30 protein-coding genes are annotated in these 26,364 nt (G+C 68.8%); 19 read left to right on the top strand and 11 right to left on the bottom strand.

Going from position 1 to position 26,364, the window contains the following annotated elements:
• Nucleotides 1-27 precede the first annotated feature (27 nt).
• Genes J2X34_RS00880 through J2X34_RS00850 form a run of 7 tightly spaced genes read left to right on the top strand, consistent with a single transcriptional unit; the run spans nt 28 to nt 9,293 of the window.
• Complete coding sequence (locus J2X34_RS00880) at nt 28-837, top strand: TIGR03084 family metal-binding protein (RefSeq protein ID WP_429515890.1); 810 nt, start codon at nt 28-30, stop codon at nt 835-837.
• Entirely contained in the window at nt 834-2,573 is a 1,740-nt protein-coding gene (locus J2X34_RS00875; RefSeq protein ID WP_429515888.1) for an acyclic terpene utilization AtuA family protein, read from the top strand. The genes J2X34_RS00880 and J2X34_RS00875 overlap by 4 nt, the downstream gene beginning before the upstream one ends.
• Nucleotides 2,570-3,718, top strand: a complete 1,149-nt coding sequence (locus J2X34_RS00870; RefSeq protein ID WP_429515887.1) for an acyl-CoA dehydrogenase family protein — start codon at nt 2,570-2,572, stop codon at nt 3,716-3,718. The genes J2X34_RS00875 and J2X34_RS00870 overlap by 4 nt, the downstream gene beginning before the upstream one ends.
• Nucleotides 3,715-5,313, top strand: a complete 1,599-nt coding sequence (locus J2X34_RS00865; RefSeq protein WP_429515886.1) for an acyl-CoA carboxylase subunit beta — start codon at nt 3,715-3,717, stop codon at nt 5,311-5,313. The genes J2X34_RS00870 and J2X34_RS00865 overlap by 4 nt, the downstream gene beginning before the upstream one ends.
• 26 nt (nt 5,314-5,339) lie before the next feature.
• Nucleotides 5,340-7,328 (top strand): acetyl/propionyl/methylcrotonyl-CoA carboxylase subunit alpha, encoded by a 1,989-nt coding sequence (locus tag J2X34_RS00860; protein WP_114718783.1) that lies wholly within the window; start codon nt 5,340-5,342, stop codon nt 7,326-7,328.
• Nucleotides 7,325-8,488, top strand: a complete 1,164-nt coding sequence (locus tag J2X34_RS00855; RefSeq protein WP_114718784.1) for an acyl-CoA dehydrogenase family protein — start codon at nt 7,325-7,327, stop codon at nt 8,486-8,488. Before J2X34_RS00860 ends, J2X34_RS00855 begins: the two co-directional genes overlap by 4 nt.
• Before the next feature lie 10 nt (nt 8,489-8,498).
• Nucleotides 8,499-9,293: an enoyl-CoA hydratase family protein gene (locus J2X34_RS00850; protein ID WP_429515884.1), complete on the top strand. Its 795-nt coding sequence runs from the start codon at nt 8,499-8,501 to the stop codon at nt 9,291-9,293.
• Nucleotides 9,294-9,351: 58 nt separating this feature from the next.
• Here the strand turns inward: J2X34_RS00850 and J2X34_RS00845 are convergent, their stop codons facing one another.
• Complete coding sequence (locus J2X34_RS00845) at nt 9,352-9,480, bottom strand: hypothetical protein (protein ID WP_258557615.1); 129 nt, start codon at nt 9,478-9,480, stop codon at nt 9,352-9,354.
• Between the two features lie 175 nt (nt 9,481-9,655).
• Between J2X34_RS00845 and J2X34_RS00840 the strand changes: the two genes are divergently transcribed.
• From J2X34_RS00840 to J2X34_RS00805, 8 genes are all read left to right on the top strand, one after another.
• Entirely contained in the window at nt 9,656-10,294 is a 639-nt protein-coding gene (locus J2X34_RS00840; protein WP_429515883.1) for a TetR/AcrR family transcriptional regulator, read from the top strand.
• A gap of 18 nt (nt 10,295-10,312) precedes the next feature.
• Complete coding sequence (locus tag J2X34_RS00835; RefSeq protein ID WP_114718787.1) at nt 10,313-10,840, top strand: DUF3558 domain-containing protein; 528 nt, start codon at nt 10,313-10,315, stop codon at nt 10,838-10,840.
• 2 nt (nt 10,841-10,842) lie between these two features.
• Nucleotides 10,843-11,385 (top strand): DUF3558 domain-containing protein, encoded by a 543-nt coding sequence (locus tag J2X34_RS00830; protein WP_114718983.1) that lies wholly within the window; start codon nt 10,843-10,845, stop codon nt 11,383-11,385.
• A 402-nt stretch (nt 11,386-11,787) separates the two neighbouring features.
• Entirely contained in the window at nt 11,788-12,162 is a 375-nt protein-coding gene (gene rpsL / locus J2X34_RS00825; protein ID WP_107982750.1) for a 30S ribosomal protein S12, read from the top strand.
• Nucleotides 12,162-12,632, top strand: a complete 471-nt coding sequence (gene rpsG / locus J2X34_RS00820) for a 30S ribosomal protein S7 (RefSeq protein WP_114718789.1) — start codon at nt 12,162-12,164, stop codon at nt 12,630-12,632. The genes rpsL and rpsG overlap by 1 nt, the downstream gene beginning before the upstream one ends.
• A gap of 151 nt (nt 12,633-12,783) precedes the next feature.
• Complete coding sequence (gene fusA / locus J2X34_RS00815) at nt 12,784-14,886, top strand: elongation factor G (RefSeq protein WP_114718790.1); 2,103 nt, start codon at nt 12,784-12,786, stop codon at nt 14,884-14,886.
• Nucleotides 14,887-14,975: 89 nt separating this feature from the next.
• A complete protein-coding gene (tuf, locus tag J2X34_RS00810; protein WP_114718791.1) occupies nt 14,976-16,166 on the top strand; it encodes an elongation factor Tu in 1,191 nt (396 codons plus the stop codon).
• Between the two features lie 261 nt (nt 16,167-16,427).
• On the top strand, nt 16,428-16,874 hold the full coding sequence (locus J2X34_RS00805; RefSeq protein ID WP_429515881.1) for an FAD-dependent monooxygenase: 447 nt from the start codon (nt 16,428-16,430) through the stop codon (nt 16,872-16,874).
• Between the two features lie 110 nt (nt 16,875-16,984).
• Here J2X34_RS00805 and J2X34_RS00800 read toward each other — a convergent pair whose 3' ends face one another.
• Complete coding sequence (locus J2X34_RS00800) at nt 16,985-17,452, bottom strand: ester cyclase (protein WP_429516165.1); 468 nt, start codon at nt 17,450-17,452, stop codon at nt 16,985-16,987.
• Between the two features lie 78 nt (nt 17,453-17,530).
• Entirely contained in the window at nt 17,531-18,412 is an 882-nt protein-coding gene (locus J2X34_RS00795) for a LysR family transcriptional regulator (protein WP_174912475.1), read from the bottom strand.
• Between the two features lie 99 nt (nt 18,413-18,511).
• Between J2X34_RS00795 and J2X34_RS00790 the strand changes: the two genes are divergently transcribed.
• Nucleotides 18,512-18,922: a YybH family protein gene (locus tag J2X34_RS00790; protein ID WP_429515879.1), complete on the top strand. Its 411-nt coding sequence runs from the start codon at nt 18,512-18,514 to the stop codon at nt 18,920-18,922.
• Between the two features lie 4 nt (nt 18,923-18,926).
• Here J2X34_RS00790 and J2X34_RS00785 read toward each other — a convergent pair whose 3' ends face one another.
• Genes J2X34_RS00785 through J2X34_RS00760 form a run of 6 tightly spaced genes read right to left on the bottom strand, consistent with a single transcriptional unit; the run spans nt 18,927 to nt 22,147 of the window.
• A complete protein-coding gene (locus tag J2X34_RS00785; RefSeq protein WP_429515877.1) occupies nt 18,927-19,571 on the bottom strand; it encodes a pentapeptide repeat-containing protein in 645 nt (214 codons plus the stop codon).
• 4 nt (nt 19,572-19,575) lie between these two features.
• Nucleotides 19,576-20,202, bottom strand: a complete 627-nt coding sequence (locus J2X34_RS00780) for a hypothetical protein (protein ID WP_174912467.1) — start codon at nt 20,200-20,202, stop codon at nt 19,576-19,578.
• The gene (locus J2X34_RS00775; protein ID WP_429515874.1) at nt 20,199-21,188 is read right to left on the bottom strand and encodes a DUF6286 domain-containing Asp23/Gls24 family envelope stress response protein; all 990 of its coding nucleotides are present in this window, start codon (nt 21,186-21,188) and stop codon (nt 20,199-20,201) included. Before J2X34_RS00775 ends, J2X34_RS00780 begins: the two co-directional genes overlap by 4 nt.
• Complete coding sequence (locus J2X34_RS00770; protein WP_114718796.1) at nt 21,181-21,360, bottom strand: DUF2273 domain-containing protein; 180 nt, start codon at nt 21,358-21,360, stop codon at nt 21,181-21,183. Before J2X34_RS00770 ends, J2X34_RS00775 begins: the two co-directional genes overlap by 8 nt.
• Nucleotides 21,357-21,674, bottom strand: a complete 318-nt coding sequence (locus tag J2X34_RS00765) for a hypothetical protein (RefSeq protein ID WP_429515872.1) — start codon at nt 21,672-21,674, stop codon at nt 21,357-21,359. The genes J2X34_RS00770 and J2X34_RS00765 overlap by 4 nt, the downstream gene beginning before the upstream one ends.
• Nucleotides 21,671-22,147 carry an Asp23/Gls24 family envelope stress response protein gene (locus J2X34_RS00760; RefSeq protein WP_114718798.1) on the bottom strand — a complete coding sequence of 159 codons (477 nt, stop codon included), beginning with the start codon at nt 22,145-22,147 and terminating at the stop codon, nt 21,671-21,673. Before J2X34_RS00760 ends, J2X34_RS00765 begins: the two co-directional genes overlap by 4 nt.
• Before the next feature lie 155 nt (nt 22,148-22,302).
• Between J2X34_RS00760 and J2X34_RS00755 the strand changes: the two genes are divergently transcribed.
• The 3 genes from J2X34_RS00755 (at nt 22,303) to J2X34_RS00745 (ending at nt 25,091) form a co-directional block, all read left to right on the top strand.
• Nucleotides 22,303-23,001 carry an SDR family NAD(P)-dependent oxidoreductase gene (locus tag J2X34_RS00755; protein WP_429515870.1) on the top strand — a complete coding sequence of 233 codons (699 nt, stop codon included), beginning with the start codon at nt 22,303-22,305 and terminating at the stop codon, nt 22,999-23,001.
• Nucleotides 23,002-23,102: 101 nt separating this feature from the next.
• Complete coding sequence (locus J2X34_RS00750; RefSeq protein ID WP_429515869.1) at nt 23,103-24,305, top strand: NAD(P)/FAD-dependent oxidoreductase; 1,203 nt, start codon at nt 23,103-23,105, stop codon at nt 24,303-24,305.
• A gap of 18 nt (nt 24,306-24,323) precedes the next feature.
• The gene (locus J2X34_RS00745) at nt 24,324-25,091 is read left to right on the top strand and encodes a glutamate racemase (RefSeq protein ID WP_114718800.1); all 768 of its coding nucleotides are present in this window, start codon (nt 24,324-24,326) and stop codon (nt 25,089-25,091) included.
• A 10-nt stretch (nt 25,092-25,101) separates the two neighbouring features.
• On the opposite strand, the gene J2X34_RS00740 is transcribed toward J2X34_RS00745, so the two are convergent.
• Together J2X34_RS00740 and J2X34_RS00735 are read right to left on the bottom strand one after the other, a co-directional pair.
• Nucleotides 25,102-25,710 (bottom strand): TetR/AcrR family transcriptional regulator, encoded by a 609-nt coding sequence (locus J2X34_RS00740; RefSeq protein ID WP_114718801.1) that lies wholly within the window; start codon nt 25,708-25,710, stop codon nt 25,102-25,104.
• A gap of 155 nt (nt 25,711-25,865) precedes the next feature.
• Nucleotides 25,866-26,228: an SPW repeat protein gene (locus tag J2X34_RS00735; protein ID WP_429515867.1), complete on the bottom strand. Its 363-nt coding sequence runs from the start codon at nt 26,226-26,228 to the stop codon at nt 25,866-25,868.
• Nucleotides 26,229-26,364: the final 136 nt, after the last annotated feature.

The following is a 26,364-nucleotide window of genomic DNA, read 5'->3' as shown; positions in this document are numbered from 1 at the left end:
GCTGGTCTCAGGATTCGAGGAGGGTATGTGGCTGACCTGAACAAGATCGTCGACGACCTGCGGGCGGAGGGTGCCGCCCTCGACGCGCTCGTTGCGGATCTGCCCGAGTCGGAGTGGGCGACGCCCACTCCGGCCGAGGGCTGGACCGTCGCGCACCAGATAGGCCACCTCGCGTGGACCGACCGCGCCGCGCTGTCGGCGGCCACCGACGAGGACGCCTTCACCGCCCAACTGGCGGAGGCGTGGAAGAACCCGTACGGCTTCGTGGACGAGGGCGCCGAGATCGAGGCGCGGCGCCCACCGCAGGAGCTGCTGGCCGACTGGCGCGAAACCCGGGACAAGCTCGCGGCGGTGCTGCGGGAGGTTCCGGTCGGCACCAAACTGCCGTGGTACGGGCCGCCGATGAGCGCGGCGTCGATGGCGACCGCTCGGCTGATGGAGACATGGGCGCACGGCCGCGACGTCGCCGAGGCACTCGGCGCGGTGTCCGTCGCGACGGACCGGTTGCAGCACATCGCACGGCTGGGGGTGCGCACCCGCGACTTCGCGTACGGCGTCAACCAGCTCACCCCGCCGGCCGAGGAGTTCCGCGTGGAACTGGTCGCACCGGACGGCGCCGTCTGGGCGTGGGGCCCCGCGGATGCCGCGCAGCGAGTGAGCGGCTCCGCCGAGGACTTCTGCCTGCTGGTCACGCAGCGCGTGCACCGCGGCGACACGGCGCTGCGGACCACCGGTGACGACGCAGAACAGTGGCTCGGCATCGCGCAGGCGTTCGCGGGGCCGTCGGGCACAGGACGTGAGTCCAGTGACTCCGCGGCGGCGGAGACGGTCCAGTGACGGCCCCGGTCCGGATCGGGAACTGCTCCGGCTTCTACGGCGACCGCATCTCGGCGATGCGGGAGATGCTCGAGGGCGGCGACCTGGACTATCTCACCGGTGACTATCTCGCCGAGTTGACGATGCTCATCCTGGGCCGCGATCGGATGAAGGACCCGACGCGCGGCTACGCGAAGACCTTCCTCCGCCAGGCCGAGGACTGCCTCGGGCTCGCACTGGACCGCGGCGTGAAGATCGTCGCCAACGCCGGCGGACTCAACCCGGCCGGACTCGTCGACGCGCTGCGCGAGGTGAACGACCGGCTGGGGCTGAACGCCCGCATCGCGCACGTCGAGGGCGACGACCTCATCGCGCGGGCCGCCGAACTCGGGCTCGACCGCGAGACCACGCCGCTGACCGCCAACGCGTACCTGGGGGCATGGGGGATCGTCGAGTGCCTGAACGGGGGAGCGGACGTCGTGGTGACCGGGCGCGTCACCGACGCGTCGGTGATCGTGGGGCCGGCCGCCGCGCACTTCGGCTGGGCCCGGGACGATTTCGACCGCCTCGCGGGTGCGGTGGTGGCCGGTCACGTGATCGAGTGCGGCACGCAGGCAACCGGTGGCAACTACTCGTGGTTCACCGAGATCGCCGACCTGGGACGTCCCGGCTTCCCGATCACGGAGATCCACGACGACGGTTCGTCGGTCATCACCAAACACGCCGGTACCGGCGGAGCCGTGAGCCGGGGGACCGTGACGGCGCAGTTGCTGTACGAGATCACCGGCGGCCGTTATGCGAACCCGGACGTCACGGCGCGCATGAATTCCGCCGTGCTCTCCGACGACGGCCCGGACCGTGTCCGTATCTCCGGTGTCACCGGCGAGGCGCCGCCCCCGCAGTACAAGGTGTCGCTCAACGCGCTCGCCGGTTTCCGGAACGAGGCCACCTTCGTGCTCACCGGACTCGACATCGATGCCAAGGCGAATCTTGTTCGGCAGCAACTGGATGCGTGGCTGACGGTGCGGCCGCAGGAACTCGAGTGGACGCTCGCGCGGACGGACCACCCCGACGCCGACACCGAGGAGGCCGCGAGCGCACTGCTGCGCTGCACGGTTCGCGACACCGACCCGAACGTCGTCGGTCGGGCCTTCTCGTCGGTCGCGGTCGAACTGGCGCTCGCGAGCTACCCCGGCTTCACGCTGACGGCGCCGCCGTCGAACGGGCAGCCCTACGCGGTGTTCACCCCGGGCTACGTCGACGCGGGCGAGGTGCCGCACGTCGCGGTGCTGCCGGACGGTACGCGCATCGACATCCCCCCGAGCGGCGTCACCCGAGGGCTCGAGGAACTCCCGGAACCGGCTCTGCCGGAGCCGCTTCCGCAGACCGAGACGGTGAGTGCACCCCTCGGCGCGATCGCAGCCGCCCGCAGCGGCGACAAGGGCGGCAACGCCAATGTCGGCGTGTGGGTCCGCACCGACGACCAGTGGCGCTGGCTGGTGCACGCCCTCACCGTCGACGAGGTCAAACGGATGCTGCCGGAGACAAAGGCCCTGAACGTGACCCGGCACGTGCTGCCGCACCTGCGGGCGGTCAACTTCGTGATCGAGGGCATCCTCGGCCGCGGCGTCGCGTCGCAGGCCCGCTTCGACCCGCAGGCCAAGGGGCTCGGCGAGTGGCTGCGGTCCCGGCACATCGAGATCCCCATCGACCTGGTTCCCTCTTACGCCGATGAACTTCAGGAAGGGCACGCATGAGTGTGTGGGACACACCCGAACGGCAACAGCTACGTAAGACGGTCCGCGGCTTCGTCGAGCAGGAGATCCTGCCGCACCTGAACCACTGGGAGCGCGACGGCGAGATCCCGCGCGAGTTGCATCGGAAGGCCGCGGCCCTCGGTCTGCTCGGCGCCGGCTTCCCCGAGGAGGGCGGCGGCGACGGCGGCGACCTGGTGGACGCGGTCGTGATCTGCGAGGAGATGCACCAGGCCGGGGCATCGGGCGGGCTGTTCGCCTCGCTGTTCACGTGCGGGATCGCCTTGCCGCACCTTGTCGCGGCGGGCGATCCCGCGCAGATCGATCGCTGGGTGCGGCCGACGCTCGCGGGCGAGAAGATCGGCTCGCTGGCGATCACCGAGCCCGGCGGCGGCTCCGACGTCGGACACCTGCGCACCACGGCCGTCCGCGACGGCGACCACTACATCGTCAACGGGTCCAAGACGTTCATCACCTCCGCGGTGCGTGCCGACTTCGTCGTCACCGCGGTGCGTACGGGTGGTCCGGGTGCCGGTGGGGTGTCGCTGCTCGTGATCGAGAAGGGCACACCGGGATTCGAGGTGGCCCGCAAGCTCGACAAGATGGGCTGGCGCGCGTCGGACACCGCCGAACTGTCGTTCGTGGATGCCCGCGTTCCGGTGGAAAACCTGGTGGGCGAGGAGAACTCGGGGTTCGTGCAGATCGCGCAGGCGTTCCTCACCGAGCGGATCGCGCTGGCCGCGCAGGCGTACGCGAGTGCGCAGCGCTGCCTCGACCTCACGCTGCAGTGGTGCCGCGACCGCGAGACGTTCGGCCGTCCGCTGATCTCGCGGCAGGCCGTGCAGAACACGGTCACCGAGATGACCCGCCGCATCGACGTCGCCCGCGTCTACACGCGCACGCTCGTCGAGCGGTCGCTCACATCGGACGAGGATTTCGTCGCCGAGGTGTGTTTCGCGAAGAACACCGCCGTCGAGGCCGGCGAATGGGTGGCCAACCAGGCCGTGCAGCTGTTCGGCGGCATGGGCTACATGCAGGAGAGCGAAGTGGAGAGGCAGTACCGGGACATGCGGATTCTGGGCATCGGGGGCGGGACCACGGAGATCCTGACCTCCCTGGCGGCGAAGCGATTGGGGTACCAGGCATGACGATCCTGAAGTCGACACTGGACACCGACTCGCCGGAGTACACGGCTGCGGCCGAGTCGATGACGACCAAGCTCGCCGAGATCGAGGCCGAGCACGCGAAGGCGCTCGCCGGGGGTGGCGAGAAGTACGTGGAGCGGCACCACAAGCGGGGCAAACTGCTCGCCCGCGAGCGGATCGAACTGCTGCTGGACCCGGATTCGGCGTTCCTCGAGCTGTCGCCGCTCGCGGCGTGGGGCACCGAGTTCCCGGTGGGTGCGTCGACGATCGTCGGCATCGGTGTCGTCAGCGGCGTCGAGTGCCTCATCGTCGCGAACGATCCGACGGTCCGTGGTGGCACGTCCAACCCGTGGACCCTCAAGAAGGGTTTCCGCGCCAACGACATCGCGGTGCAGAACCGGCTCCCGGTGATCTCGCTCGTCGAGTCCGGCGGCGCCGACCTGCCGACGCAGAAGGAGGTCTTCATCCCGGGCGGACGGATGTTCCGTGACCTCACCAAGCTGTCGGCGGCCGGCATTCCCACGATCGCGCTGGTGTTCGGTAACTCCACCGCCGGCGGTGCCTACATCCCCGGCATGTCCGACCACGTCGTGATGATCAAGGAACGCTCCAAGGTGTTCCTGGCCGGGCCGCCGCTGGTGAAGATGGCCACCGGCGAGGAGTCCGACGACGAGGCGCTCGGTGGTGCCGAGATGCACGCCCGCACATCGGGTCTCGCGGACTACTTCGCGGTGGACGAGCACGACGCGATTCGCATCGGTCGCAGCATCGTCAATCGGCTGAACTGGCGCAAGCAGGGTCCGGCGCCGCGCGCCGAGGTGATCGAGCCGCTCGAGGATCCCGAGGAGCTGCTGGGTATCGTCCCGGCCGATCTGAAGATTCCGTTCGATCCGCGCGAGGTGATCGCCCGCATCGTCGACGGTTCCGACTTCGACGAGTTCAAGCCGATGTACGGCTCGTCCCTCGTCACCGGCTGGGCCGAACTCCACGGCTACCCGATCGGCATCCTCGCCAACGCGCGTGGCGTGCTCTTCAGCGAGGAGTCCCAGAAGGCCACCCAGTTCATTCAGCTCGCGAACCGGTCGAACACTCCACTTCTGTTCCTGCACAACACCACCGGCTACATGGTGGGCAAGGAGTACGAGGAGGGCGGCATGATCAAGCACGGTTCGATGATGATCAACGCCGTCTCGAACTCCACGGTCCCGCACATCTCGATCCTGCTGGGGGCGTCGTACGGCGCCGGTCACTACGGCATGTGCGGCCGCGCGTTCGACCCGCGGTTTCTGTTCGCATGGCCCAGTTCCAAGTCGGCGGTGATGGGCGGCGCCCAGCTGGCGGGCGTCATCTCCATCGTCGGCAGGGCCGCCGCCGAGGCCCGCGGGCAGGCGTTCGACGCGGAGGCCGACGCCGGGATGCGCGCGATGATCGAGAACCAGATCGAAGCCGAGTCGCTGCCGATGTTCCTGTCCGGACGGCTCTACGACGACGGCGTCATCGACCCCCGCGACACCCGCACGGTGGTGGGAATGTGCCTGTCGGCCATTGCCACCGCCCCGATCGAGGGCACCGCGAACTTCGGTGTCTTCCGGATGTGAGGAACCGAGTGAGTAGCACTGTGAGTATGTCCCCCGTCACGTCCGTCCTGGTCGCCAACCGCGGCGAGATCGCCCGACGCGTCTTCGCGACGTGCCGCCGCACCGGTGTCGGCACGGTCGCGGTGTTCTCCGATCCGGACGCCGCCAGCCCGCACGTCGCCGAGGCCGACGCCGCGGTCCGGCTGCCGGGTTCGACGCCCGCCGAGACCTACCTGCGCGGCGACGCGCTCATCGCTGCGGCCCGCGCCGCCGGCGCCGACGCGATCCATCCCGGCTACGGGTTCCTGTCGGAGAACGCCGATTTCGCGCAGGCCGTGGAGGCCGCCGGCCTCACGTGGATCGGCCCGCCGGTCAAGTCCATCGAGCTGATGGGCTCCAAGGTCGAGTCCAAGCGGATCATGGCCGACGCCGGCGTCCCCGTCCTCGCCGAGCTGGACCCGGCGGCGGTCACCGAGGCCGATCTGCCGGTGCTCGTCAAGGCGTCCGCCGGTGGCGGCGGCCGCGGCATGCGGGTGGTGCGCGAGCTGGCGGCGCTGCCCCGCGAGATCGAGGCGGCCGCGCGGGAGGCGCAGTCGGCGTTCGGCGATCCGACGGTGTTCTGCGAGCGCTACCTCGAGACCGGACGGCACATCGAGGTGCAGGTGATGGCCGACCGGCACGGCACGGTGTGGGCGGTGGGGGAGCGAGAGTGCTCCATCCAGCGCCGCCACCAGAAGGTGGTGGAGGAGGCCCCGTCGCCGCTCGTCGAACGCCTCCCCGCCATGCGCGCCAGGCTGTTCGAGGCGGCCCGTCTCGCCGCGAACGCGATCGGGTACGAGGGCGCCGGCACCGTCGAGTTCCTCGCCGACGAACAGGGCGAGTTCTTCTTCCTGGAGATGAACACCCGCCTGCAGGTGGAACACCCGGTCACCGAGTGCACCACGGGGCTCGACCTCGTCGAGCTGCAGCTGCAGGTGGCCGCGGGCGCCGCACTGCCCGCCGAACCGCCTGCCCTGCGCGGACACTCGATCGAGGTCCGGCTGTATGCCGAGGATCCCGCCCACAACTGGCGACCGCAGAGCGGCACCGTCGAGCGCATCGAACTGCCCGGCAGCACTGCGGAGTTCGAGGTCCTCGACCGGGCCGGGGTGCGCCTGGACTCGGGTGTCGAGGACGGCTCCGTGGTGAGCGTCTTCTACGACCCGATGCTCGCGAAGGTCATCTCGTTCGCACCCACCCGCACGCAGGCCGCGCAGGTGCTGGCGTCCGCACTGGCCCGCACCCGGCTGCACGGACTGCAGACCAACCGCGACCTGCTGGTGAACGTCCTGCGGCACCCCGCGTTCCTCGCGGGCGACACCGACACCGCGTTCTTCGACACCCACGGGCTCGACCGGCTGGCGCGTCCCCTCGCCGACGAGCAGGCCGAGAAGCTGTCCGCGCTCGCGGCCGCGCTCGCCGACGCCGCCGTCAATCGTGTCGCGGCGCCGGTGAATGCGGGTCTGCCCAGCGGCTGGCGGAACCTGCCGTCGCAGCCGCAGAGCAAGCAGTACACGGGAGCTCACGGCGAGTACGACGTCCGCTACCTGCAGACCCGGTCGGGACTGATCGCGGAGGACTTCGAGGACGTCGCCCTGATTTCCTCCGGGCCGGACCACGTCGTGCTCGACGTCTCCGGTCTGCGGCGCGGTTTCGACGTCGCCCGCTACGGCGACCGGGTGTATGTCGACTCGGCGCTGGGACCGGTATCGCTCACGGCGATACCGAGATTCGTCGACCCGTCGACCGTCCTCGCGGAGGGGTCGCTGCTGGCACCCATGCCGGGCGCGGTGATCAGGCTGGGGGCGGCAGCGGGTGATCACGTGGCGGCCGGACAGCCGATCCTGTGGCTCGAGGCCATGAAGATGGAGCACACCGTCAAGGCGCCCGCCGCCGGTGTGCTCACCGAACTACCCGTCGTCGTCGGCCAGCAGGTCGACGTCGGATCGGTCCTGGCAATCGTGGAAGCAGAAGTCGCAGAAGGAGAAACCGCATGAGCAGCTTCATCGAGACGGACGAGCAGAAGGAGCTGCGGGCGGCGGTCTCCAAGCTCGCGCAGCGCTTCAACTACGTCGACTACGTACTTCCCAAGGCACGCAAGGGCGAGCCGCTCACGGAGCTGTGGAACGAGGCCGGCAAGCTCGGGTTCCTCGGCGTCAACCTCCCCGAGGAGTACGGCGGCGGGGGAGCGGGCATCTACGAACTCGCCCTGGTGCAGGAGGAACTCGCGGCGCAGGGCGCCGGACTGCTGCTGGTCGTGGTCTCGCCCGCGATCTGCGGCACCATCATCGGCAAGTACGGCACCGATGCGCAGAAGCAGGAATGGCTGACCGCGCTCGCGGACGGCTCCAAGATCATGGCGTTCGGCATCACCGAACCCGATGCCGGTTCCAACTCGCACCAGATCACCACCACCGCCCGGCGCGACGGCGAGGACTGGGTCCTGCGCGGCAACAAGGTCTACATCTCCGGCGTCGACCAGGCCGACGCCGTGCTGATCGTGGCCCGCACCGAGGACCACAAGACGGGCAAGCTCAAGCCCGCGCTGTTCATCGTGCCCACCGACGCCGAGAACTTCGTCGCGCAGCGCATGGACATGGACATCATCGAGCCGGATCACCAGTTCACGCTGTTCCTCGACGACGTCCGGCTGCCCGCCGACGCGCTCGTCGGATCGGAGGACGCCGCGCTGATGCAGTTGTTCGCGGGCCTCAACCCCGAGCGCATCCTCGGTGCGGCCATGGCGATCGGTATGGGTCGGTGGGCCCTCGAAGCCGGTGTGAAGTTCGCGAAGGAGCGGACCGTCTGGAAGACGCCGATCGGCGCCCACCAGGGGCTGGCGCATCCGCTGGCGCAGTGCAAGATCGAACTCGAACTGGCCAAGCTGATGATGCAGAAGGCCGCCGTCCTCTACGACAGCGGCGACGACTTCGGTGCGGCGGAGGCCGCGAACATGGCCAAGTACGCGGCGGCCGAGGCCAGCATCAGGGCCCTCGATCAGGCGATCCAGACGCACGGCGGCGCGGGTCTCACCAAGGAATACGGGCTGTCGGCGATGCTCGGCGCGGCGCGGATCGCGCGGGTGGCGCCGGTGAGTCGCGAGATGATCCTCAACTTCGTCTCCCAGCACTCGCTGGGCCTGCCGAAGTCGTACTGAGGCGGTGCGTATGACGGATCGTTTCGTTCGATACGACGTCGCGGACGGCTGTGCCACGCTCACCCTCGACTCACCGCACAACCGCAACGCGATCTCGAGCAGGCTGGTCGCCGAACTGCTGCAGGGGTTGGCCGACGCCGCGGCCGACGATGCCGCCCGCACGGTCGTGCTCACCCACACCGGGGGCACGTTCTGTGCGGGTGCGGATCTGTCGGAAGCGTCCGGGGCCTCCGGGGTGGTCGATGCGAGCCCGGCGGAACTCGCGGCCGAGCGGACCCGGCAGATGGTCAAGCTGTTGAGGGCGATCGTCGAACTGCCCAAGCCCGTGATCGCCCGAGTGGACGGACACGTCCGTGCCGGCGGGATGGGACTGGTCGGGGCGTGCGACGTCGTCGTCGCCGGGCCGGACAGCACGTTCGCCCTGACGGAGGCGCGTCTCGGGCTGGCGGCGTCGATCATCTCGCTCACCGTGATTCCGCGGCTCACGGCGCGCGCGGCGGGGCGCTACTTCCTCACGGGCGAGAAGTTCGGCCCGCACGAGGCGGAGGCGATCGGGCTGATCAGCGAGGCCGTGCAGGATTCGGAGGACACCGTTCGGGAGCTGGTCTCGGCACTGCGGAAGTGCTCGCCGCTGGGGCTGGCCGAATCCAAGAAGCTCACGACGATGCGGATGCTCGAGGACTTCGACCGCTACGGGGAGGTGCTCGCCGCACAGTCGGCGGCCCTGTTCGGGTCGGCGGATGCGGTCGAGGGGATCACCGCGTTCATGCAGAAGCGGCCGCCGAGGTGGGCCGTCGACGGCTGAAACGAGCGCGGGGTTCCTTCCGTGATGGACGGGACCACGCGCTCGTCGGGGCGTCGGATCAGCCGAAGATGCCCGAGACGGTCTCGAGCGAGCCCGCGAAGAAGCTGAGGGCGCCGAAGAGGTCGCTGGCAGCGCCGGCGAAGTCGGTCACGAAGTCGAAGAAGTCGAGGATCTCGGCAGAACCCATGGTGATGCTCCTGTGGATGTGGTGTTAGTAGGGAAGGCAATCCTTCCTCAGGGAAGATTGATAACGTGCCCGAGTCTGGTTCGCAATGAGAATGTGACGTAGGTAACCCTAACTTTCACGGTGTTAACTTCGGATGCACATATCGGTAGGGCGGGTAGGAGAGGACAGCGACGACATGCGCGCACCCCAGCAGGACCGGAGCAGGCTGACCCGGCACAGGCTCCTTGAAGCCACGGTCGACTGTCTGACCGATTTCGGGTGGTCCGCGACAACGGTCGCGGTCGTTGCGCAGCGCGCCGGCGTCTCCCGCGGTGCCGCGCAGCACCACTTCCCGACCCGCGAGGATCTCATCACCGCGGCGCTCGAGTTCATGTTCGACCGCCGGATGGAACAGGCGCGGCGTGAGGTCACCGAGCTGCCCGAAGGGGCGGGCCGGACGGAGGCGGTCGTGGCCCGGCTCGTCGACTACTACTCGGGTTCGCTGTTCAAGGCGGCGCTGCAGGTGTGGACGGCGGCGGCCGCTGACCCCGAACTACGGGCACGGGTGCTGCCGCTCGAGGAGCGGTTCGGTCGCATCGCTCACCGCACGGCCGTCGAGAGCCTCGGCGTCGACGATTCGAACCCCACGGTCCGGCGGCTCGTCCAGGCCACCCTCGACCTCGCCCGCGGTCTCGGGCTCGCGGACGTCCTCACCGACGACTCGCGCCGTCGCGCCGAGATCGTGCGGTGCTGGGCGGTCCAGCTCGACGCCGCGCTGCGGCCACTCGACGCGCAGCGCGTGGACGCGACGGCACCCGCCTCGCCGGTGTCGTAGCCGGTACAGTTCCGCTCCATGTCGAACAAGCTGGTGGGGGTGCTGGCGGGTGTCGCGGTGCTGGTCACCGGATGCGGCGCGGCGGCGGGCGGTTCTGACGAATCCAGCGGTTCGTCGGCGTCGACCGCACGCACGTCCGGTCCCTTCTTCGGGGAGTGCGGATCGGTCACCGACGAGGAGGTGGCCGCGGCCTTCGGCGTCCCGAGTTTCGGGTCGGTGGTCCGCAACTCGGTGGGCTGCGAGTGGCAGGTGTCGCCGGCGGCCGGGCAGCCCGGACCGCATGTGTCGTTCTCCTGGTATCGAGGAAGCCCGATCGGTCGCGAGCGGGCCGGCAGTGAGCTGATCGGGCGTCCGGCCACCGACATCGAGATCGAGGGGCGTCCCGGTTTCGAGGCGTCCGTGTCGAGCCGGCTGTGCGAGCTGGGGGTCGAGTTCGACGACGACTTCGTGCACTGGTCGGTCGCATACGTCGACTCGGTGCCGTCGGCCGATCCGTGCACCGCGGCACGACATCTCGCGGAGCTCACCGCGTCGAGGGGGAAGTGACGTTGACCCGGACCTCGACACTCGCCGCCGTCCCCACCGCTGTCCTGGCCGGTGTGCTCCTGCTCGCGGGCTGTGCCTCGACCGTCGCCGGCACGCCGACCCCGGTCGGTGCGACCGAGCCCGGTGCGTCGTCGCGGTTCGCGGCGCTGCTCACCGAGTGCGACGTCGTCGCGCCCGAGAAGATCGCCGAGGCGGTCGGCGGTGACTCGATCGAGCGGGGCTTCTTCGGCGCGATCTGCCGCTGGACCGTCGGCGGCCCGAGCGGTCCGGTCCGGGTGACGTTCAACTGGTTCGAGACCGGCGGGCTCGACATCGAGCGCCGGACGTCCGAGCAGTTGGGGTATGCGGTGCAGGACATCACCGTCGAGGGGCGGCGTGCGGTGCTGTCGCGACCCCCGCAGGATCCGGGCAGTTGTGGGATCTCGGCCGGTGGCCCGGCCGGGGGCGTCGTGGGCTGGTGGGTGCAGTTCCAGTCGGCCGGACACCCCGATCCGTGTGACGCCGCGGTCGCGCTGGCAAAGCTGACGTTGAACCTGAGCGCGTGAGGTCGGACCGGTCCGACTCGCCCGGAGATTTCCGGACTCACATACCACGCCGGGCATACCATGTTCGGCCCGCTTTGACCTCGAACGGAGCCGCCGGGTATCGTTGGGGGTCGTGTCCGACCGTGGGGGTCGCTACGCAGGCAACTCTCCCTCGTGCTCGGGCCGATCTGTGTGCCTATGCGAGGCATTGCCGTGCGCGAGTTTCTGCTGTTTCTGCAGGTACGAGCATCCGGTTGCCTGTGTAGGGGTGCGCGACACGCCCGACCTCGTGTGCACATGAGGGCCGGGTGAGGGGCAGCAGCTCTCTTGCCCCAACCGATGGATCCCTAATTTCAGAACAGCCAAGGTTGCTTGAACGGGTTCCTGTACGAGCAGTCCGAAACCGAAGAAGAAAGCCGGTAAATGCCAACCATCAACCAGCTGGTCCGCAAGGGCCGCCGCGACAAGACCGCCAAGGTCAAGACCGCGGCCCTCAAGGGCAGCCCGCAGCGTCGTGGTGTGTGCACTCGCGTGTACACCACCACCCCGAAGAAGCCGAACTCCGCGCTGCGAAAGGTCGCCCGTGTGCGCCTGACCAGCTCCGTCGAGGTCACCGCTTACATCCCGGGTGAGGGCCACAACCTGCAGGAGCACTCGATGGTGCTCGTTCGCGGCGGTCGTGTGAAGGACCTCCCGGGTGTGCGCTACAAGATCATCCGCGGCTCGCTCGACACCCAGGGCGTCAAGAACCGCAAGCAGGCACGCAGCCGCTACGGCGCCAAGAAGGAGAAGAGCTAATGCCACGTAAGGGCCCCGCTCCCAAGCGCCCGCTGATCGCCGACCCGGTCTACGGTTCGCCGCTGGTCACGCAGCTCGTCAACAAGATCCTGCTGGACGGCAAGAAGTCCACCGCCGAGCGCATCGTCTACGAAGCACTCGAGCAGGCTCGCGAGAAGACCGGCACCGATCCGGTCGTCACCCTCAAGCGCGCGCTCGACAACGTCAAGCCCGCCCTCGAGGTCCGCAGCCGTCGCGTCGGTGGCGCCACCTACCAGGTGCCGGTCGAGGTTCGCCCCGGCCGCTCCACCACGCTGGCCCTGCGCTGGCTGGTGACCTTCTCGCGTGCACGTCGTGAGAAGACCATGGTCGAGCGTCTCGCCAACGAGCTCATGGATGCCAGCAATGGCCTCGGTGCAGCCGTGAAGCGTCGCGAGGACACCCACAAGATGGCTGAAGCCAACAAGGCGTTCGCGCACTACCGCTGGTGACACCACGCCAGGCCGGGGGAGCCTCACGGCACCGAATCCCTCGGCCTGGCGTTGGTCACTACTGTGTCGGTTCCGTCACCCGGGCCGGCTGACAACACAAGAACGTGGTCCCGACAAGGACCGACACGAGCAACGAGCGGGGAAGAATCCTGTGGCACAGGAAGTGCTGACCGACCTGAACAAGGTCCGCAACATCGGCATCATGGCGCACATCGATGCCGGTAAGACCACCACCACCGAGCGCATCCTCTTCTACACCGGTGTGAACTACAAGATCGGTGAGACCCACGACGGTGCGTCGACCACCGACTGGATGGAGCAGGAGAAGGAGCGTGGTATCACCATCACCTCCGCTGCTGTCACCTGTTTCTGGAACAACAACCAGATCAACATCATCGACACCCCCGGCCACGTCGACTTCACGGTCGAGGTCGAGCGCTCCCTCCGTGTTCTTGATGGCGCCGTTGCCGTGTTCGACGGCAAGGAGGGCGTCGAGCCCCAGTCCGAGCAGGTCTGGCGCCAGGCTGCCAAGTACGACGTTCCGCGCATCTGCTTCGTCAACAAGATGGACAAGATGGGCGCGGACTTCTACTTCACCGTGCAGACCATCATCGATCGCCTCGGCGCGAAGCCGCTGGTCCTGCAGCTGCCGATCGGCGCTGAGGACGACTTCGACGGCGTCGTCGACCTCGTCGAGATGAAGGCCATCACCTGGCGCGGCGTCGTGCCGACCGGTACCGAGCCCACCATCGAGGAGATCCCCGCGGATCTGGCCGACAAGGCTGCCGAGTACCGCGAGAAGCTGCTCGAGACCGTTGCCGAGTCCGACGAAGCTCTCATGGAGAAGTACTTCGGCGGCGAGGAGCTCACGGTCGAGGAGATCAAGGGCGCCATCCGCAAGATGACGGTCGCCTCCGAGCTGTACCCGGTTCTGTGTGGTTCCGCGTTCAAGAACAAGGGCGTTCAGCCCATGCTCGACGCGGTCATCGACTACCTGCCGAACCCGCTGGACATCGGCGAGGTCGAGGGTCACAAGCTGAACGACGAGGAGACCATCCTCAAGCGCAAGCCGAGCAAGGACGAGCCGTTCTCGGCTCTGGCCTTCAAGATCGCTGCGCACCCGTTCTTCGGCAAGCTCACCTTCGTGCGCGTCTACTCGGGTCGTATCGAGCCGGGTGCCCAGGTCCTCAACGCGACCAAGGGCAAGAAGGAGCGCATCGGCAAGCTCTTCCAGATGCATGCCAACAAGGAGAACCCGGTCGACGAGGCCGTGGCCGGCCACATCTACGCGATGATCGGCCTGAAGGACACCACGACCGGTGACACCCTGTGCGACCAGGCGAACCCGATCGTCCTCGAGTCCATGACCTTCCCGGATCCGGTCATCCAGGTCTCCATCGAGCCCAAGACCAAGTCCGACCAGGAGAAGCTGGGCACCGCGATCCAGAAGCTGGCCGAAGAGGACCCGACCTTCTCGGTCGAGCTCGACGAGGAGACCGGCCAGACCGTCATCGGCGGCATGGGCGAGCTCCACCTCGACATCCTCGTCGACCGTATGCGTCGTGAGTTCAAGGTCGAGGCCAACGTCGGCAAGCCGCAGGTCGCGTACCGCGAGACCATCACCCGGCCGGTCGAGAAGCACGAGTTCACCCACAAGAAGCAGACCGGTGGCTCGGGCCAGTTCGCAAAGGTCATCATCGCCCTCGAGCCGTTCATCGGCGAGGACGGCGCGAGCTACGAGTTCGAGAACAAGGTCTCCGGTGGCCGCGTTCCGCGCGAGTACATCCCGTCGGTCGACGCCGGTGCACAGGATGCGATGCAGTACGGTGTTCTCGCCGGCTACCCGCTCGTGAACCTCAAGCTGACCCTGCTCGACGGCGCTTACCACGACGTCGACTCCTCGGAAATGGCCTTCAAGGTCGCCGGTTCGCAGGCGCTGAAGGAAGCCGCCCGCAAGGCCGGCCCGGTCATTCTCGAGCCCATCATGGCTGTCGAGGTCACCACGCCCGAGGATTACATGGGTGAAGTGATCGGCGACCTCAACTCCCGCCGTGGCCAGATCCAGGCCATGGAGGAACGCAGTGGTGCCCGTGTCGTGAAGGCGCTGGTTCCGCTCTCGGAGATGTTCGGTTACATCGGTGATCTGCGGTCGAAGACCCAGGGCCGAGCGAACTTCTCCATGGTGTTCGATTCCTACGCAGAGGTTCCCTCGAACGTCTCGAAGGAAATCATCGCCAAGGCGACCGGCGAGTAACCTCGGTTTCGTCGGCCGAAGCACGACCAACGTAATAACCAACCGCACTGCTGCATACCGCAAGCACAATCAGTCCAGGAGGACATCCAGTGGCGAAGGCGAAGTTCGAGCGGACCAAGCCGCACGTGAACATCGGCACCATCGGTCACGTCGACCACGGCAAGACCACGACCACCGCGGCCATCACCAAGGTGCTCGCCGACAAGTTCCCGGATCTGAACGAGAGCTTCGCTTTCGATCAGATCGACAAGGCGCCGGAGGAGAAGGCTCGTGGTATCACGATCAACATCTCCCACGTCGAGTACCAGACGGAGAAGCGCCACTACGCGCACGTCGACGCTCCGGGTCACGCGGACTACATCAAGAACATGATCACCGGTGCCGCCCAGATGGACGGCGCGATCCTGGTCGTGGCCGCCACCGACGGCCCGATGCCGCAGACGCGTGAGCACGTGCTGCTCGCCCGCCAGGTCGGCGTGCCCTACATCCTCGTCGCCCTGAACAAGGCCGACATGGTCGACGACGAGGAAATCCTCGAGCTCGTCGAGATGGAGGTCCGCGAGCTGCTGGCCGGCCAGGAGTTCGACGAGAACGCTCCGGTCATCCCGATCTCGGCGCTCAAGGCGCTCGAGGGTGACGAGAAGTGGGTTCAGTCGATCGTCGACCTCATGCAGGCCGTCGACGACTCCATCCCGGACCCGGTTCGTGAGACGGACAAGCCGTTCCTGATGCCGGTCGAGGACGTCTTCACGATCACCGGTCGTGGCACCGTCGTTACCGGTCGTATCGAGCGTGGCGTTGTCAACGTGAACGAGGAAGTCGAGATCGTCGGCATCCGTCCCGATGTCACCAAGACCACGGTCACGGGCATCGAGATGTTCCGCAAGCTGCTCGACCAGGGCCAGGCCGGCGACAACGTCGGTCTGCTGGTTCGTGGCATCAAGCGCGAGGACGTCGAGCGTGGCCAGGTTGTGGTCAAGCCCGGCACCACCACCCCGCACACCGAGTTCGAGGGCCAGGCGTACATCCTGTCCAAGGACGAGGGCGGCCGCCACACGCCGTTCTTCAACAACTACCGTCCGCAGTTCTACTTCCGTACGACTGACGTGACGGGCGTTGTGACCCTGCCCGAGGGCACCGAGATGGTCATGCCCGGTGACAACACCGAGATGTCCGTCGTGCTGATCCAGCCGGTCGCTATGGACGAGGGCCTGCGTTTCGCGATCCGTGAGGGTGGCCGCACCGTCGGCGCCGGTCGCGTCACCAAGATCATCAAGTGATTCTCTGATCACTGACGGTTGATCCCGTCTGATCCAGTCAATGGCGCTCACTCCTTCGGGAGTGGGCGCCATTGCGCGTTTCCGGGCCTGTTTCGGGGCCTGTTTCAGGCCCGTTCTCAGGGCCGGAATCGGTCCTGGCCGACAAGCCGCGCCGGTCGACCATAGGCTGGTCGGATACCGTCCCGATTCTTCGACCGGTCGGCTGCGGCGGAGACCGGGACCGCGAACGCGCGGTCTTCCGGTGTCGGACAAGGAGCGGCGATGCCCTCTCGGGAATCCCTGACCGGGCACGACACCGAGGTGCTGGTCGTCGGGGGCGGGCCCACCGGCATGACCGTCGCGGGGGACCTCGCTCGTGCCGGCCGTCAAGTCGTGGTCCTGGAGCGTTGGTCGTCGATCAATCCGGCCAGTCGGGCCTTCATCACGATGCCCCGCACCCTCGAGGTGCTCGACAGCCGCGGTCTGGCCGACGACTTGCTGGCGGACGGCGGCGTGACGCTGCACTATCCCCGGGACAGGGGCCAGCACCGTCTCGTCGGCAAGCACGCCACCGAGGTGCCCCTGCACGAGGGTCGGCTGACCGCGATACAGCGAGAACACCCGGGATTCGTCCTGGTCCACGAGAACGGCGCCACCCCGGTACCCACCCATCTCACGCAGACCCGACGCAGTGACGGTGGTCCGGCCCTGCTCGTGCGCCCGGACTGATACATCGCGTGGGCCGGTCCGAGCCTGCAGGGCAGCGGGCCGTCGGGCTGGGAGACCGCATACCGGGCCTGGACAGGCACCCCCTGACGCCGTCGGCCACGGCGGGTTCCCTACCGGGGACAACGTCGCGAGGAGTCGTCGTCGTGCGCCCGCACGACCGCGCCGAGTTGCTCCAGGAGGGAGAGTTCGTCCGCGAGGGCCCAGACTTCGGTGATCCTGCCGGCGGAGACCCGCATGATCAGAACCTCGTCGAATTCGATCCTGCGGCCGGTCGCGGGGATGCCGAGGAACTCGCCCGTGTGCGTGGCCACGAAGGTGGCGCGGGAATCCGGCTTCGGACCCCTCCGGGGCCGGCGGCCAGCAGGTGGCGGACCGCTGCCTGAACACCCATCCGGCGGATTTTCATCTGCGGATGGAACACAACAGGCGCCGGATCGTGTCGACGATTGTCGACAACCTCCTCGAACTGGAAGTTGACCACGTCCTCGGGGTCCGCAGAAGCGGGGGTGTCCGTCGTGGATCTGCTCCTCACAGAGGCCTCGAGCCGATCGAGATCCGCACGACGAGCGAGTCGGCACGCGCTGCTGCACCTCGACCCCGACCGGTGACGGCAAGCCACTCCCACCCTGAGGCGAACAGGCCGCGGTCGGCCGGTGTCAGACGGTGGCGCCGAACGCGCGCCGGGCGTGAACCAGGAGTTCGCGCAGTGCCGGGGACGGATCCGGCTTCCACACCAGGGCCAGGACGGCATCGACAGCGACGTCGGAGACCACCCGCGATTCCAGGTCCGGATACGACGCGGCCATCGATTCGCTGAGGATCGCGACGCCCAGTCCGCGGGCCGCGAGGTCGGCCACGGTGTCGGGGGCGCTGGCCTGCAGCGCGATGTCGGGCCGGCGCCGCAGTTCCGCGCACCCCTGCTCGAGGACGGTGCGGATACCGGTGCCCATCGGCAGCGTGATCAGGGGATGTGCGCACGCGTCGGCCAGCGTCACCGACGGCAGCCGGGTCAGCGGATGACCGGTGGGCACTGCGGCGACCAGGCGCTCACTCACCAGCGTGAACGAGGCCAGATCGGCGGGCGCGCTGCCGGCAACCCCGACGAGGGCCAGCTCGATCGTGCCGCCGCGCACGCCGTCGACGAGCCGATCGGAGTTGTTCTCGGTCAGGCTCACCTCGACGCCCGGATGCGCGCGATGAAACGCGGACAGTGCGTCGAACAGTGGCGTCACGGTGCACGCCGTGACCATTCCGACCTCGAGTCGACCCCGGACCAGGTGATTGACGTCGTCGACCGCCTCACGGACGGCGCTGGCTGCGGCCAGCGCGGCGCGGGCGTGTGTGAGCGCCGCCTCGCCGGCGACGGTGAGGGTGGCAGTGCGCGTCGAGCGGTCGAACAGGGGTGCGCCGAGGTCGTTCTCGAGTTGCCGGATCTGCGCGCTGATTCCCGACTGGCTGACGTGGACGCGGGCAGCGGCGCGCGTGAAGTTGGCTTCCTCGGCGACCGCGACGAAGTATTCGAGCTGGCGCAGTTCCATGACTGATAATTCTAGTCCTGAGAACAACTATCTGTTGGACTTCTCGATCGCGCCGTCGGATGCTCGATGTACCGAATCCGGTGCACGAGAGGAACAGGCATGACGAAGGCGCACACAGAGAAGGCAGTGAAGGCGGAGAAGGCAGAGAAGGCACGGACACCCGAGGACCTCACCCGACTGTTCGTCGAACGGTCCAACGCGGGCGATGCCGACGGGGTCGCCGCGCTGTACGCGGAGGACGCGGTGATGGCGTATCCGCCCGGATCGGTGACGGTGGGCCGGGACGCGATCCGCGAGCTGTGGGCGCAGGTGCTGGCGCACGCGCCTCGTTTCGAGCCGGAACCGCCGTTGCCGACGCTCGTGAGCGGCGATCTCGCGTTGACGTCGACGCCGCCCCGGGACGGGGCGGGCGCGCGGGCGCAGGTGGTCCGCCGGCAGGCGGACGGCAGTTGGTTGCGGGTGCTTGATCAGCCGGAGTTCGTCCGGCCCACCGAATGTTCGGGCGAGTGAGCGGCTAGTGGCCGGCCACCCGCAGGCCGTTCGCGGCCGCGTAGCTCACTGCCTGGTGCATCTCGATGCGCGCGCCGGTGAGCCTCGCGGAGGTCCATAGGGCGGCGTCGACGCGGGCACCTTCCAGGTCGGCGTCGTCGAGGCGCAGGTCCCCGGTGCGTGCGCCGGTCAGGTCGGCGCCGCGCAGGATCGCCTTGCGCAGGTCGGCCTTGACGAGATTGGCCTCTCGCAACCGGCAGCCCGACAGGTCGACGCCGCGCAGGTCGATCTCACCGAGCGAGGCGAGGGTGAAGTCCACCTCCTCGAGCGTGAGCGGACGGATCCGGGACTCCCGGATGACCGAACCCATGAAGCTCGAATGCCGAAAGGTGCTGTCCCACATGCGGGTGTACTCGAAGTGGCAGTTCCGGAACGCCGATCCGCTGTGCTGTGAGCCGGTGAGATCGGCGCCGGTGAAGTCGCAGTCGGTGAACGTCACCGATTCGGTGACGAGGTTCGACATGTCGGTGTCCCGGAACGTGCAGCCGGTGTAGTTGCGGTGCTGCCAGGTCTCGCCGGCGAAGGTCGCATCGGAGAAGTCCTCGCCGTCGAAATCCGTGCCCTCGAAGTCGGAGTCGGTGTTCGAGAGGTCGGGGCCCGTGTCACGCATGGTGTCAGTCTGCTCCACTGCCGGCGGTGGACTGCGGGCCGGGTGTGGCGGGTGCGGCCACCGGGGGGTGGTCGGCGCGGTCGAGGTGCAGCAGGATGCGAATCGCGACGTCGGCGACAGCGGTGCCGCCGAGTGCGGATGTCGTGGTGGCGGCGATCCGCTCGGACGCGCGGGTGAGCGCGGCGACGTCGGAGTGCGGATCGGCTTCGACGGTCACCTGGATCGTCGCGAGCCCACGATCCGACAGCGCACGACCCCGCGCCCGCCGCACCCCGGGCAGCTGCGCGAGTTCGGTGGCGACACCGTTCGCGATCGGGCCGAGGTCGATGGAAACGGGTGTGTCCGTCCGCGACTCGAGGAACTGGCTGGGAGAGGCGCGCCGACGGGTGAGGTCGACGGCGAGGACGACGACCGCCAGGACGAGGGAGACGCCGATGGTCACGGCGAGCGCCGCATGCCACCAGCTCTGGTCGGGGACCTCGATCAGCCGGTCACGGTCGAAATTGGCGACCGCGTCTCGGATCGCGGTCACGCCGCGGTCCCATGCGAGTGCCGTCGCTCCGGCCGCGGCGAGTGCGAGGCCGACGACGAGGACCAGGAGGCGGTTCAGTGCGGCCGCGCTGCGCTTCACGACCGTGCCTGCTTGCGGTCTGTGCGCGTCTTGACGCGCAGCTTCAGCGGGCGTCCGAGGAGTGAGAGTCCGTCTCCGACGGCGCCGACGACCGCTTCTCGCAGGTTGTCGGCATCGGGTCCGGTGACGGCGGCGTCGGTGATCGCGTGAACGGTGGCGCGGCGGCGGTCCACGGTGGTGTGCGCGGACACCACGCCGGGCACGGTGCCGGCGCGCGCACTGCACATGCGGGCGACGTCGACGGGCCGCATCCACACCGTGGCGACGCCGTCGTCGGCGCGCAGCGGAACGTGGGTGCGGGTGCGCGGGGCGAGCGCGAGCAGCACGAACAGGATGCCGACGACGAGGCCGGCGAGCGCGACCGGGACCAGCCACTGCTCCCAGTGCAGGCGTCCGAGCCATTCGAACGTGTTCCGCAGCCAGGGTGCACCCGAGATGGTGCCGCGGGATATGAGCAGTTCGCGGGCGGCGACGGCGGCCAACCCGAGCAGGCCCAGCGCGATCAGGATCGCCGCGGGGACGGCGGCGGGTGCGGCGGCCGGTGGCCGCGGCGCGGTGACGGTGTCGGCGGGGGAGGGCGTCGGGCAGGCGATGTCCGAATCGCCCGGGGTGTCGGGGCCGGTGCCGGCGACGAGGACACCGAGTTGGTGCAGCGGCATTCCGGTGAGGTTCTCGACCTGTTCGCCCACCTCGTGGTGGACGCGCCGGGTCAGCTCCGCGACGTCGCACGGCCAGTGCACGCCGAGATACAGGTTGACCGCCACCGACCGGGTCCCGGTGGAGACGTCGGCGCGGGGCAGTTCGCGCCCGGTGAAGCGGGTGAGCCCGCCGCCCTGCGACACGACACCGGGCACCTGGAGCGCGGCGGTGGTCGCGATCTTCGCGATCGCCCGGTCCTTGATGACCAAGCTGCCGCGTGACCCCGGTTCGTCGATCGCTGTCTGAGCCGGCGGGGCGTCGCTCGGTTCGGTGTCCGGTTCAGCCACGGCCGCGGGATCGGAGCAGGGCGCCGAGGTCGAGGTGGCCGTCGCGGTGGGCGCCGATCGCCATCCCGACCGCGCCGAGGAGCACCGCGAAGACGAAACCGCTGAAGCCGCCGAGGATTCCGGCCAGGGCCAGGAGGAGTCCCGCGATCAGTCCCATGCTTGTACTACTCATAGTTCGGGTCCTGTCTCGTCGTCGGGGATGTCGGTCAGGTCCTCGATCGTCACGTCCACCGGAATGCCCACGACCGCGTGGACGGCGTCGCGCACCCGTTCGGCGGTGGCGAACAGGTCGGCCGGGTACCGCACGGTGACGTGCACCGAGCAGTGGTCGTCGCCGAGCCTGACGCCGGTCACGCGGCGGCCGGGCAGATATGTGGCGATCTCGCCGAACTCGCCGCCGTGCAGTCCCGCCACCTCGGGCACCGCCAGTGCCGCCCGTGCGGCCAGCTCCGCCGGTGAGAGTGTTTGTGCGACAGGCTCGGTCACTGCACCCTCGGTTTGGCGTCGGACTCGGCGCCGGTGTCGGTCTCGTCGAAGAGCACGACGTCGAAGACGGTGATGTTGACTTCGGTGACCTCGAGGCCGGTCATGTTCTCGACCGCGGCGATGACGTTCCGGCGGATCCCGGCGGCGAGTTCGTGCAGCGCCACGCCGTACTCGGCGACGATGCCGATGTCGATCGCGGCCTGCTTCTCGCCGACCTCGACCGCGACGCCCTGCCGGTGGTCGACGCGTGCGCCGGGGATGCGGTCGCGCAGCGCCCCGACGACGCGTGCGGTGCCGCCACCCACGTCGTAGACGCCGTTGATCTCGCGGGTGGCGATGCCCGCGATCTTCGCGACCACCGCGTCCGCGATGATCGTCCTGCCTTGCGAGCTGATCAGGTCGGGCGTCCCGCTTGCCCCGAACGGGATTCGCCCGCCGCCCGCGTTCGAACCTGCACCCGGATCAGTGGTCATCGTCGCTCCTCTTACGGTGCCGTTCCCGCGTCGGCTCCGGTTCCGGTTCAACTGTAGTGACTTCTGCGTTCTCTCGGGTGCCGCGACGGGCTACGGTTCGAGCGACAGGGCATTCGAGCAGCGACGGCCGTCGCATGTCGAGAGGTGAGGGACGAATGAGCGCAACGGTATTGGTGACGGGTGGGACGGGTGGGCTGGGTGTCGCGGTGACGCGCACGCTCGCGGACGCCGGCTGGCGCGTCGTCGTGCCGTGGCACTCGGCGGGCGCGGCGGAGCGGCTCGGCAGTCATCCGGCCGTCGTGCCGGTTCGTGCGGACCTGCTCGATGCGGACAGCGTCGCCGAGGTGGTCGGTGTCGCGACCTCCGACGCGGACGCGCCGCTGACGGCCGTTGCGAACCTGGTCGGCGGTTTCGCGATGGGCAAGCGATTGCACGAGACGCCGGTCGAGGACTTCGAGTCGATGTTGCGCCTGAATCTGCGGCCGCTCTATCTCACGACGCAGGCCGCGGTGCCGCATCTGATCGAGGCCGGGGGTGGCTCGATCGTGACGGTGTCGAGCAAGGCGGCGTTCGCGCCGTTCTCCGGCGCCTCGGCCTATGTGACGTCGAAGGCCGCGGTGTGGGCGTTGACCAGCGCTCTGGCGGTCGAGTACGCCCGCGACGGGATCCGCGCCAACGCGGTCCTGCCGTCGATGATCGACACCCCGGCGAACCGGGCGGATCAGCCCGGCGCCGACCGCGGCGGCTGGGTCTCGCCCGAGCGGATCGCGGAGGTCGTCGCGTTCCTGTGCAGCGACGCATCGGCGGCGATCACCGGTGCACAGGTGCCGGTGCCGGGTGTCGCGGAGCGCTGAGGCCCGTGAACGGCGGGTACCCGTCCGCGGCTCGGATTTGGTAAGAACATGTTCTAGTTTGGTGGGTAGGTCCCGCACCGGGTGATGGAGGGTTGGCAGGCATGTCCAGTAACGAGAACACCGTGGGTCCGGTCGTGATCGTCGGGGCCGGTCTGGCCGCCGTCCGCGCCGCCGAGGAACTGCGTCAGTCGGGCTACGGCGGTGAGCTGGTGATCGTCGGCGACGAGCCGCACCTGCCGTACGACCGGCCGCCGCTGTCGAAGGAAGTGGTGCGTGGCGAGAACGACGACACAACGCTGCGGCCGCGCGAGTTCTTCGACGAGCAACGGATCGACCTGCGTCTCGGCGCCGCCGCGACGGGCCTCGACCGGGAGAACCGCACGGTCTCGCTGTCGGACGGTACCGAGATTGCGTACGGCGACCTGGTGATCGCGACCGGCCTGACCCCGCGCCGCATTCCGGGCCTGCCGGAACTGGACGGCGTCCACGTCCTGCGTTCGGTCGACGAGAGCCGCGCGCTGCGTGCCGACCTGCGCGAGGGGGCCCGGGCCCTGGTCGTCGGCGCCGGCTTCATCGGGTGCGAGCTGGCCGCGAGCATGCGCGGCCTCGGGTTGGACGTCGTGCTGGTCGAGCCGCAGCCCGCGCCGCTCGCGTCGGTGCTGGGGGAGCAGGTGGGCGCGCTGGTCGGGCGCATGCACCGCGACGAGGGCGTCGACGTCCGCGCCGGCGTGGGGCTCGCGTCCCTCACCGGCGACGGGCGGGTCAGCGGTGCGGTGCTGTCCGACGGCACGGAACTCGACGTCGACGTCGTCGCGATCGGTATCGGCTCGGTGCCGGTCACCGGTTGGCTCGAGGGCTCGGGGGTCGCGCTCGGCAACGGCGTGCTGTGCGACGAGGTGGGCCGGACCGACGATCCGCACGTGTGGGCCATCGGTGACGTCGCCGCGTGGCGTCACGAGACGGGCGGTCACAAGCGCGTCGAACACTGGAGCAACGCCGGTGACCAGGCGAAAATCCTCGCGGGTGCGCTCACCGGTACCGGCGACCCGGACGCGCCGGCGCAGGTTCCGTACTTCTGGAGCGACCAGTACGGGCTCAAGATCCAGGCCCTGGGCACCGTCTCGGCCGACGACGACGTCCACGTGATCAAGGACGACGGGCGCAAGTTCGTCGTGTACTACTCGCGCGGCGGCGCGCTGACCGCGGTCGTCGGTGCCGGATCGGCCGGCGCGGTGATGAAGATGCGCGCGAAGATTGCGTCGGGCGTACCGATCGGGGAACTGCTCGAGTCCGCTCCTGCCTGACCCGGCTAGATTTGTCGGGTGATCGTTGCGCTCATCGACTCGGGTCTCGGACTGCTTCCGACGTCTGCGTGGCTGCGTCGGTTGCGGCCGGATCTGGATCTGATGCTGTCGCTCGACCCGGAGAACGCGCCGTGGGGACCGCGGGACGAGCAGTGGGTGATCGACCGGGTGGTCGGCACCGCGCGCCGGGCGGTCGACCGGGGTGCCGAGGTGGTGGTGCTGCCGTGCAACACCGCGAGCGTCACCGCGCTCGACCATGTGCGCGCCGACCTCGGCGACGGCATCCCCGTCATCGGCACGGTGCCGGCGATCAAGCCGGCGGCCGCGGTGTGCGATTCGGTCGCCATCTGGGCCACCGCCGCGACCACGGCGAGCGCCTACCAGGCGAATCTGGTCGAGGAGTTCGCGAACGGCAGCTCGGTGGTGGGCGTCGCGTGCCACGGTCTGGCCGACGCGATCGATCTCGGTGACGTCGAGGCCGCGCGGGCGGCCATCGCGTCCGCGGCGGCCCGCACGCCAGACGACGTCAGCGGTGTCGTGCTCGGGTGTACCCACTATCCGCTCGTCGCGGACGAGATCGCCGCACACCTGCCCGACGGGGTCGTGCTGTTCGACAGCGCCGAGGCTGTCGCGGCACAGACACTGCGTCGCATCGATGCGCTCGGACGCGACACGACCGGGCAGGGAACCGTCGAAGTCCTACTGAGTGGGACCAGGGGCGAGCTGCCGGTCAGTGCCGCCGCGTTCGATGCCGGACGGCTCCTGCTCGCCGCGCCCTCGCGCTGATCCGGTCGCGTCAGCCGAGCTGGACCATCCCGGCTGCCACCACCCGGGCAACGCTGCCCAACTCGTCGCCCGGGCGCCGCGGGACGTCGTCGAGGTCGCGCGTCCGGTCATTGCGGGCGGCCGAGAACATCGCCGCGACCCACGCGTTCGCGCAGGCCCGCAGGGTTCCCGGCTGCACCGGGCCGGCGGCACTGGCCTGCAACACGCGGACCGTCGCGTCGTGCAGATACGAGCGGAATCGTCGCAGGTGGTCACGGATGTCCGGGTGCGTCTCGGCCTCCCGCAAGATGATCACCCGCATCAGCGACGAGTGATCGTCACGCAGGTTGAGAGCGTTGTCGAGGTTGACCAGGCTGGTCGCCGGGTCGCCGGGCGCGACGAGGGGGTCGACGTCTTCGAGTGGCTCGGCGGGCAACCGTTCGGCCAGCAGCGCGGTGAGGATGTCGGCCTTGGTTGCGAAGTAGTAGAAGATCAGGCCCTTGGGCACCCCGGCGGCCGCGGCCACTGCGGCGGTCGAGGTGGCGTCGAATCCACGCTCCGCGATCAGCGATTCCGCGGCGTCGAGGATCTTCTCGCGTGCGTCACCGTCGATCTTGGCGCTGCGCCGTCGCTGCGGCATCGGGGGTCTCCGGTAGAACGTCGGTGGGGTGAGGGCTTCGGCCCCCACCCCACCGACGTTTCGTGAGGTTGTCGGATGTGCGTTCGTTTCGTTTGTCGGTGCCTGTCGGTGCCTGTCGGTGCCTGTCGGTGCTTGTCGGTGCTTGTCGGCGTCTCTCAGTGCGCGGCGACACCGCCGTGCCCGTGCATCCGGGCACTCATCGCCGGCAACCCGGCGACGGCGACCACCACGGTCAGTGCTCCCACCACCCAGGCTGTCCACGATGCCCCGGTCATCGAGCTGAAGTTCATGACCCACGGGGAGATGAACATCAGCACGCCGAACACGCCCATCGCGTAGTCGACCGCGGCCATCCCGGGCCGCGCCATGCTCGCCAGGCCGGCCAGGGCGACGAGCACGCCGAGCACGATCAGCGACCACCGGGCGCCGCTGTCGGTGGCGAGCCACAACGGTGAGAGGGCGGCGTAGGCGCCGATGATGACAGCCGCGTAGTCCTGCCAACGAGTTGATGCCTTCATGTCCAGCCTCCTCGGAAAGGATTGTGTCCTCACCTCAGTGTCACGCTGACTGACCGGCCGATCAATATGTCCGGATTGCACTCTTGTTGCAGGATTGTGCAGTTCAGGGCACGAAACGGTGACCGAATGTCACATG

The organism is Rhodococcus sp. BE178 (assembly GCF_050433545.1).
Lineage (GTDB): Bacteria > Actinomycetota > Actinomycetes > Mycobacteriales > Mycobacteriaceae > Prescottella.
The sequence above is the reverse complement of the archived record's forward strand: the minus strand, read 5'-3'. Positions and strand labels throughout refer to the sequence as shown.